7 protein-coding genes are annotated in these 8,771 nt (G+C 62.2%); 5 read left to right on the plus strand and 2 right to left on the minus strand.

Translation table 11 applies throughout. The features are described from left to right. The first annotated feature begins 3 nt into the window (after positions 1 to 3). The gene (locus CKO27_RS17180; protein ID WP_200376143.1) at positions 4 to 1,260 is read left to right on the plus strand and encodes a hypothetical protein; all 1,257 of its coding nucleotides are present in this window, start codon (positions 4 to 6) and stop codon (positions 1,258 to 1,260) included. 154 nt (positions 1,261 to 1,414) lie between these two features. Here CKO27_RS17180 and CKO27_RS17185 read toward each other — a convergent pair whose 3' ends face one another. Continuing rightward, positions 1,415 to 1,903, minus strand: coding sequence for a peptidylprolyl isomerase (locus CKO27_RS17185; RefSeq protein ID WP_200376144.1), 489 nt, complete (start codon positions 1,901 to 1,903; stop codon positions 1,415 to 1,417). A gap of 179 nt (positions 1,904 to 2,082) precedes the next feature. Further along, on the minus strand, positions 2,083 to 3,009 hold the full coding sequence (locus CKO27_RS17190) for a LysR substrate-binding domain-containing protein (RefSeq protein ID WP_200376145.1): 927 nt from the start codon (positions 3,007 to 3,009) through the stop codon (positions 2,083 to 2,085). Between the two features lie 196 nt (positions 3,010 to 3,205). Between CKO27_RS17190 and CKO27_RS17195 the strand changes: the two genes are divergently transcribed. From CKO27_RS17195 to CKO27_RS17210, 4 genes are all read left to right on the plus strand, one after another. After that, a complete protein-coding gene (locus CKO27_RS17195; RefSeq protein WP_200376146.1) occupies positions 3,206 to 4,624 on the plus strand; it encodes a form I ribulose bisphosphate carboxylase large subunit in 1,419 nt (472 codons plus the stop codon). A gap of 175 nt (positions 4,625 to 4,799) precedes the next feature. Then, positions 4,800 to 5,156, plus strand: coding sequence for a ribulose bisphosphate carboxylase small subunit (locus CKO27_RS17200; RefSeq protein ID WP_200376147.1), 357 nt, complete (start codon positions 4,800 to 4,802; stop codon positions 5,154 to 5,156). Between the two features lie 132 nt (positions 5,157 to 5,288). Continuing rightward, positions 5,289 to 6,095, plus strand: a complete 807-nt coding sequence (locus tag CKO27_RS17205) for a CbbQ/NirQ/NorQ/GpvN family protein (protein WP_200376148.1) — start codon at positions 5,289 to 5,291, stop codon at positions 6,093 to 6,095. 130 nt (positions 6,096 to 6,225) lie between these two features. Further along, positions 6,226 to 8,601 carry a nitric oxide reductase activation protein NorD gene (locus CKO27_RS17210; protein WP_200376149.1) on the plus strand — a complete coding sequence of 792 codons (2,376 nt, stop codon included), beginning with the start codon at positions 6,226 to 6,228 and terminating at the stop codon, positions 8,599 to 8,601. Positions 8,602 to 8,771: the final 170 nt, after the last annotated feature.

The following is an 8,771-nucleotide window of genomic DNA, read 5'->3' on the forward strand; positions in this document are numbered from 1 at the left end:
ATCATGATGCTGGGTGAATGGATGAGCCGGGATAAACCTATTCGCGGGGTTTGCATGAACTCCGTCGGCTGCTTGATTTTTTGTTTTTTCGTGGCGGTGCCGTCGCTCGCGATGATCGAGCGATTCATACTGGTTGTATCGGCGTCTGCTCCGATCTCATTGAGATCCTGGCTGACGTTCGCGGTACAGCTTGGCTATCTGCTGGCCTTGCTTGTGATTGGCGGCCAACTCTTCACGCGCATTCAGTCCCTCCGGTTCCGGCTTGGCGGATGGACGGTGATGACAGTCTTGCTCTTGTTGTTGATGGCGTTTCTGGTGGTGTATCCAGCCGCGGATTCCGGTCGGCTTGGGTTTTACAGCGACCGGGACGAGGCGATCGACGTCGCGGTGCGGCAGCTCGTGGTGGGCGATCATCCGTATCGGTGTAAAGCCGTTTCAGGGGTCCATGACGGCTGCCCGGATTCCGGCAATCCGATCGCGCCTCTGCCGGGCGCTTTGATCCTCTCCGCTCCTTTCGTCCTGACTTGGGGAGGCAGTGCGATTCAGTCCTTTTTTTGGCTGGCTGTTTTCTATTTCGCCTCACGGCGATACACGGCGGACGCCCATCTTGCGTCACTGCATCTCTTGTTGCTCATGGCTCTTTCGCCTGTGCTGATCGCGGAGATCTTGACGGGAGGAGATCTGATCGCCAATACGCTGGCCGTGACCTCGTTGGTATTGTTGGCTTTGGGGGCACGCACCTTTGTTCCCTGGCTTGTGTTTGGCTTGTTGCTTGGCGTCGCGCTCTCTTGGCGCGCGCATTTTTTATTGATTGCCGTCCCGCTCGTTGCTTATCACCTGAGAAGAGGCGAGATCGAGAAGCTGCTGACGATCGGGCTGGCGGCCGCTGTTTCCTTTTTGGCGGTGACTGTTCCCCTTTGGTACGCTGATCCAGGCGCTTTCAGTCCATTGCTGGTCCAAAGACGCTTCGATGAATTCAGCCATCTTCTACCACATGGCAATGTGGTAGTGGTCATTCTGGCCGCGCTGCTGGGGGCCGTGCTGGGTCGGCGTGCTCAAACCAATCGTGAGTTATTGGTTGCGTGTGGCATGACGCTCATTTTGCCGTTTCTGATCGCGGTTACGCTGAACTCGATCAGCCTGGGAAGACCCACATTTCTATTTTTCGGCTGGTATGCGATGAGCAGCCTGTTCCTTGGAACATTGGGGGCATTCATGATGGCTGCCGATAGGGCCGACCGCGCACCGCACCATGCATGACGGGTGCGCGGTGTGTGTCGATTCGAGGGCGCGAGATCGAATGCCCATGCCTGCCGAATTGTCCTGATCTCAGACGCTTTACCCCTACAGGGGTGCGGCTCGCCGCGCCCTCATTCACGCGCGCGAGCCATCCGCTCGGCCACCATGCAGGTGGTTAGGCCAATATTTCCGCCTTCTCGATCACCACATCCTCCATCGGCACGTCCTGATGTCCGCTCCGGTTGCCGGTTTTCACTCCCTTGATGGCCTCGACCGTCTCCATCCCCTCGACGACGCGACCGAAGACGCAGTAGCCCCAGCCGTCCTGACCAGGGTAGTCGAGAAAGTCGTTGTTGGAAACGTTGATGAAGAACTGGGAGGTCGCCGAATGGGGGGCGTTGGTGCGGGCCATGGCGAGGGTGCCGATCTGGTTCTTCAGACCGTTCTTGGCCTCGTTCTCGATCGCGGCGCGGGTCGGTTTCTGGCTGAAGTCCGGGTTCATGCCGCCGCCCTGGATCATGAAGCCCTTGATGACGCGGTGAAAGAGGGTGCCGTCGTAGTGACCGTCACGCACGTATTGCTCGAAATTGGCGCAGGTCGCGGGCGCCTTTTCGGCATCGAGTTCGATGAGGATGTCGCCGTGATTGGTGGTCAGTTTAATCATTCGGTTGCTCCGGAGTAGGGTAGGCGGTGGTGCGATCCGAGCTTGAAGCTCGCCGTGGTCGGTCTGATCGCGCATGTTAAGGAGTTTGAACGATCGCGGAAAGGCACGATTGCCGGCGGGGATACATCCCGTCTGGATTGTCGCGACTCCTGGGTCTTTGCGGACATCCGTCGGCCGATTCAGATCGGGGCGGGATTCAGCGGGGGCAGGACGGCAATGCGGGCGGCTTCCGAGAGGACGAAATCCCGGAAGGCACTGGCCGCCGGGGAGAGTCGCTTGCCGCGCCGGTAGACCAGATACCACTGGCGCCGATCCGGGAAGCCCTGTGCATCCAGGGTGACCAGCCGCCGGGTCTCCAACTCCAGCTCGATGGTGTGCAGCGAGACCACACCCAATCCCAATCCCGAGCGGACGGCCTGCTTGACGGCCTCGTTGCGCGTCATTTGCATCCCGTGGCGGATCGTCTGGCCGCGCTCGGCGAAAAAGCGTTCCATCGCCTGACGGGTTCCGGAACCCTCCTCGCGCATCACGAAGACCTCCTCGGCCAGGCGCTCGATCGGGATCGACCGTGCTTGGGCCAGGGGATGCTCCGGCGGGGCGATCACGACCAACGGATTGTCCATGAAGGCCTCGGATTCCACCTCGATATCCTTGGGCGGTACGCCCATGAGCACCAGATCCACCGAGTTGCTATCGAGCATCTGCACCAGTGTTTCGCGGTTGGTGACGTCCAGACGCAGGCCGATGCCGGGGTAGCGTCCCTGGAACACCGCCATGAGACGCGGGGCGAAGTAGTTGACCGTGCTCGCCACCGCGATCCGAAGCCGTCCTCGGCTGACGCCCTTCAGAGACTCGATCACCTCCTCCATTTCCTGGAGCGAGCGGTCGATGGCGCGACTGTAGTGGTGGATCTCCCGGCCGGCCTCGGTCAGCAGGATGCGCTTGCCGAGCCGCTCGAAGAGCGGGAGACCGACATCGTCCTCGAGCTGACGGACCTGCATCGAGACCGCGGGCTGACTGAGGTGCAGTTCCTCGGCGGCGCGGGTATAGCTGAGATGGCGGGCGACGGCCTCGAAGACCCGCAGTTGTCGCAGTGATACATGCACGATGGGGCCAAATCGATGGATTGAAAAACATGGCTAAGTATAAGCTTTATAGTATCCATGGCATAAAAAACCTTGAGTGTTCATTATGTCCTGACGGCTTATACTCGCGTCCAAGGTTTGGCCGACGAGCCGAACCGGCACGACCAACAGTGATCAAGGTTTCAATCACCACAGCCTTTTCGGAGGACGATCCAGCATGGCTAAGACATACAGCGCGGGCGTGAAAGAGTACCGCGAAACCTATTGGATGCCGAATTACACCCCGAAGGACACTGACATCCTGGCGTGCTTCAAGATCACCCCGCAGCCTGGCGTCCCGCGTGAAGAGGCCGCCGCCGCCGTGGCCGCCGAGTCCTCGACCGGCACCTGGACCACGGTCTGGACCGACCTCCTGACCGATCTGGATCACTACAAGGGCCGCGCCTACGCCATCGAGGACGTGCCGGGCGACGATACCTGTTACTACGCCTTCATCGCCTACCCCATCGATCTGTTCGAGGAAGGCTCGGTCGTCAACGTCTTCACCTCGCTGGTCGGCAACGTCTTCGGCTTCAAGGCCGTCCGCGCCCTGCGTCTGGAGGACGTGCGCTTCCCCATCGCCTACGTCATGACCTGCAACGGCCCGCCGCACGGCATCCAGGTCGAGCGCGACATCATGAACAAGTACGGCCGGCCGCTGCTCGGCTGCACCATCAAGCCCAAGCTGGGTCTCTCGGCCAAGAACTACGGCCGCGCCTGCTACGAAGGTCTGCGTGGCGGTCTGGACTTCACCAAGGACGACGAGAACGTCAACTCCCAGCCCTTCATGCGCTGGCGCCAGCGCTTCGACTTCGTCATGGACGCCATCGACAAGGCCGAGCGTGAGACCGGCGAGCGTAAGGGTCACTATCTGAACGTGACCGCGCCGACCCCGGACGAGATGTTCAAGCGCGCCGAGTACGCCAAGGAGATCGGCGCGCCCATCATCATGCATGACTACATCACCGGCGGCTTCTGCGCCAACACAGGTCTGGCCCAGTGGTGCCGAGACAACGGGCTGCTCCTGCACATCCACCGCGCCATGCATGCCGTGCTCGACCGCAACCCGCACCACGGCATTCACTTCCGCGTGCTGACCAAGATCCTGCGTCTCTCGGGCGGCGACCACCTGCATACCGGCACCGTGGTCGGCAAGCTGGAGGGCGACCGTGCCGCCACCCTGGGCTGGATCGATTTGCTGCGCGATAAGTACATCAAGGAAGACCGCTCACGCGGCATCTTCTTCGATCAGGACTGGGGCGCCATGCCCGGCGCCTTCGCGGTCGCCTCCGGCGGTATCCACGTCTGGCACATGCCGGCGCTGGTGACCATCTTCGGTGACGATTCGGTGCTTCAGTTCGGCGGCGGCACCCTGGGCCATCCCTGGGGCAACGCGGCCGGCGCCGCCGCCAACCGCGTCGCGCTGGAAGCCTGTGTCGAGGCCCGCAATCAGGGCATCCCCATCGAGAAGGAAGGCAAGGAGGTGCTCACCAAGGCCGCCGCCTCCAGCCCGGAACTCAAGATCGCGATGGAGACCTGGAAGGAGATCAAGTTTGAATTTGATACCGTGGACAAACTCGATGTCGCCCATAAATGATTGATTTATAGGCGTGGATTGAAACGATACAGTCGATAGGTTGGACATGGCGCACAAGTAGAATCGTGCTGACGAAGGAGCCGCATCGACCTTCATCGATGCGGTTCCCCCATGCCGATCCGACGCCGTCCAGTCATCGCGCCACGAGCAAACCAGATTTCGGAGCATCAAACCCATGAGCGACATGCAGGACTACAGTTCCAGTCTCGAAGACGTCAACAGCCGTAAGTTCGAGACCTTCTCCTACCTCCCGGCGATGGATGCCGCGCGCATCCGCAAGCAGGTCGAGTACATCGTCAACAAAGGCTGGAACCCGGCCGTCGAGCATACCGAGCCGGAAAACGCCTTCGACCACTACTGGTACATGTGGAAGCTGCCGATGTTCGGTGAGACCGACATCGACACCATCCTGAAAGAGGCCGAGGCCTGTCACAAGGCGCACCCCAACAACCATGTGCGCCTGATCGGCTTCGACAACTACGCCCAGTCCAAGGGGGCGGAGATGGTGGTGTTTCGCGGCAAGCCGGTCTAACAGTCAAACCTGAATCCGGCAATTGGAACCGCAAAGGCGCGAAGGACACGAAGGACGAAAAGCCTGAGCACTGAATTTCTTTGCGTTCTTTGTGCTCTTTGCGGTTCAACGGCTCTTTAAGGGATTTCTTTCATGTCAGACATCGACCGCGACCAATATCTGATCGACCAGGAACCTTATTACCGGCCCGTCCACAAGGAAGTCATGCTCTACGAGGCTGCCTATGCCGCGCGCATGCCGGTCATGCTCAAAGGGCCGACCGGCTGCGGTAAGACCCGTTTCGTGGAGTACATGGCCTGGAAGCTGCGCAAGCCGCTGATCACCGTCGCCTGCAACGAGGACATGACCGCCTCCGACCTGGTCGGCCGTTTCCTGCTCGACATCAACGGCACCAAATGGCAGGACGGTCCGCTCACCGTCGCCGCGCGCATCGGCGCCATCTGCTATCTGGACGAGGTGGTCGAGGCCCGTCAGGACACCACGGTCGTCATCCATCCGCTCACCGACCACCGCCGCAACCTGCCGCTGGAAAAGAAGGGCGAGCTAGTCCAGGCGCACCCGGACTTCCAGATCGTCATCTCCTACAACCCCGGCTATCAGAGCCTGATGAAGGATCTGAAGCAGTCTACCAAGCAGCGCTTCGGCGCGCTCGACTTCGACTATCCGACGGCCGAGATCGAGGCCGAGATCGTCGCCCACGAGGGCGGGGTGGACAAGGCGACCGCCGAAAAGCTGGTCCAGATCGCCCACCGCAGCCGCAATCTCAAGGGCCACGGGCTGGACGAAGGCATGTCGACCCGGTTGCTGGTCTATGCCGCACAACTCATCGGCAAGGGCGTAGACCCCCAGTCCGCCGCCCAGATGGCCCTGGTCCGGCCGCTGACCGATGACCCGGATATGCGCGATACACTGGATGCGGCGGTGAATACGTATTTTTAGCCGCCAGCCGCCAGCCGCCGAATGCTGTCCGGGCTGATTACCACGCTCACTCAGTCGATCGGCTAACCGTCGTCCACCTGCCGAGGGCTTCCGGCTGGCGGCTGGAAGCTGACCGCTGGAGGCTCCCCGAATGACCATCGACTTCACCGACTACCTCTCCTGCCTCAAGGCCGACCCCGCCCACGAGCACGCCCAGGCGCTAGAGTCCAGCTATCACGAGGCGGCGCGGGTCATGTCTCCGCGCGGGCTGGAGCACTATCTCACCGGCATCAAGGCGATGTGCAGCCTGAACAAGGGGCCGGATCTGGTCATGACCTACGTCCAGGAGATGCCGGCCGTGGTCAAGGAGGTCGGGGAGGACATCATCCCCGACGTCGTCAGCGCGCTGATGAAGCTGGCCTCCCATACCTCTGGCACTGTCATCATGCTGATCATGGCCAACATGCCGCTCGCCGCCAGCCGTCTGGGCGACTTCGAGGTGATGCGCGGCTATCTCAACCTGCTCCATCAGCTCGCCGGCAAGGCCCCGCGCGGTCTGCGCCCCATGATGGAGAACATGGACGAGCTGCTGGCCAAACTCACCCTCGGCGGGCTGCGTCGCTGGGCGTTGTGGGGCGCGCAGGCCCACGCGCGGGATCTGGACGGCCAGCTCGCCTATTTCGGACTCAAGACGGAGTCCTCCCGCGCCGTGCTCCAGAAGGAGCGGCGCGGGACGCTCTTCGTCGACAACCAGCGCAAGCTCAATTTCTATCTGCGCGCGCTCTGGGCGCGGGCGTTTTTCATGCGCCCGACCTCCGGCGACTACGAGTCGCGCACCGGCCTCAAGCCCTTTATCGAAGATTTCCAGATCCATCTGCCGGACGCCTTCGACGCCTGGCGCGGCATCCCCGGCCTGGAGCTTTACCGCGCCGCCGCCGCCCACTGCGCCGCCCACATGGTCTACACCACCCAGGCGATCAGCGGGGAGCAGCTCAACCCGGTGCAGCGCATCTTCATCGGGCTGTTCGAGGATGCCCGCGTCGAGGCGCTCGCCATCCGCGACTTTCCTGGTCTCAAGAAGCTCTGGCTCCAGTTCTTCACCGCCGCGCCGGAGTCGGGCGAGACGGTCGAACGGCATCCACTGCTCGATCTCATGATGCGGCTCGCCCGCGCCCTGTTGGACGCCGACTATCGCGATCCGCTCGACCTGATCGACGAAACCGCCGCCGCCTTCCGCTCCGCCCTAGCCGTGCGCGCCGACGACAACCAGATCAGTTGGGACGCCGGCGTCGACTTCTACAACCGCGCCGTCCAGATCGCCGCTATCCCCAGCCTGCGCATCCTGGAGGACTGGCCGATCCCCTATCGCGACGACAACGACTACATCTGGTACTTCGACGAGAACCTCTTCCTGACCCGAGGCGTGGACTATCTGCCGGCCAGTCAGCAACAGGTTCGGCGCAACGTCAACGTCATGGAGATGGTCAACGAGGTCGACTGCGAATTGGCCGGCGACGACGCCCAGGAGATCTGGACCCTCTCGACCCCCTTCTGGCTCGACCAGGAGGGCTGCACCATCAATGAGTTGGAGGGCAAGGAACCGGTCTCCGAGCCCTACCACTACCAGGAGTGGGACTACCAGGTGCAGCTCTTCCGCCCGGACTGGGCGACCGTCATCGAGCGCCGCCAGGGCCGCGCCGACCCCGAGGCCATGGATGACATCCTCACCAAGCACAAACCGGTCGCGAGCCGTATCCGTCACCTCATCGACGCCCTTCAGCCGCAAGGCATCGTGCGCCGCCGCGGCTACGAGGAAGGGGAGGAACTGGACCTCAACGCCGCCGTGCGCGCCATGATCGACATCCGCCGTGGCGTCATGCCGGATCCGCGCATCAACATCCGCATCACCCGCCATGTGCGTGATCTTTCCATCCTGGTACTCATGGATCTGTCCCAGTCGACCAACGAGAAGGTTGGCGTCAAGGAAGGCGAACCCGGCCACGCCGAGGCTCCCAGCATCCTCGATCTGACGCGCGAATCCACCGGCCTGCTGGCCTGGGCCATCGACTCCATCGGCGACAACTTCGCCGTCCACGGTTTCGCCTCCGACGGCCGGCACGACGTTCAGTACTATCGGTTCAAGGACTTCAACCAGCCCTACGACGACGACGCCAAATCCCGCATGGCCGCCATGAAGGGCGGGCTATCCACCCGCATGGGCGCGGCGCTGCGTCATGCCGGCTGGCATCTCACCCAGCAGCCGGCCCAAAAGCGACTGGTGCTCCTCATCACCGACGGCGAGCCCGCCGACATCGACGAACGCGATCCCCAATATCTCCGCCACGACGCCAAGAAAGCGGTCGACGACCTGCGCATGCTCGGCATCCACACCTACTGCCTGACCCTGGATCCCGAGGCCGATCGCTACGTCGCGCGCATCTTCGGCGAGAACGGTTATTCCATCGTGGACCAGGTACAGCGGCTGCCGGAGCGGCTGCCGGCGGTATTCGCGGCGCTGACGGGGTGAGGTGAAGGGGGCTGATTTGCGCAGGGGTAGCGCCCTGATTCGTAGGATAATGGGATGGTCTGCCCCGCTCCTCCAACGCGCCCTGAGCGGGCACAATGAGCGATGTAGGTGAAGCATCGTCAACCGAGGTAGCGGAGCCGACCAATGAAAGAGTGTAGCCAAGAGCCTGT

The organism is Thiocystis violacea (assembly GCF_016583575.1).
Classification (GTDB): domain Bacteria; phylum Pseudomonadota; class Gammaproteobacteria; order Chromatiales; family Chromatiaceae; genus Thiocystis; species Thiocystis violacea.

Excerpts from the sequence above, each read along its gene's own strand:
- CKO27_RS17180 (WP_200376143.1), top strand. The coding sequence starts at position 4 with ATGATGCTGGGTGAATGGATGAGCCGGGATAAACCTATTCGCGGGGTT.
- CKO27_RS17185 (WP_200376144.1), bottom strand. The coding sequence starts at position 1,903 with ATGATTAAACTGACCACCAATCACGGCGACATCCTCATCGAACTCGAT.
- CKO27_RS17195 (WP_200376146.1), top strand. The coding sequence starts at position 3,206 with ATGGCTAAGACATACAGCGCGGGCGTGAAAGAGTACCGCGAAACCTAT.
- CKO27_RS17200 (WP_200376147.1), top strand. The coding sequence starts at position 4,800 with ATGAGCGACATGCAGGACTACAGTTCCAGTCTCGAAGACGTCAACAGC.
- CKO27_RS17205 (WP_200376148.1), top strand. The coding sequence starts at position 5,289 with ATGTCAGACATCGACCGCGACCAATATCTGATCGACCAGGAACCTTAT.
- CKO27_RS17210 (WP_200376149.1), top strand. The coding sequence starts at position 6,226 with ATGACCATCGACTTCACCGACTACCTCTCCTGCCTCAAGGCCGACCCC.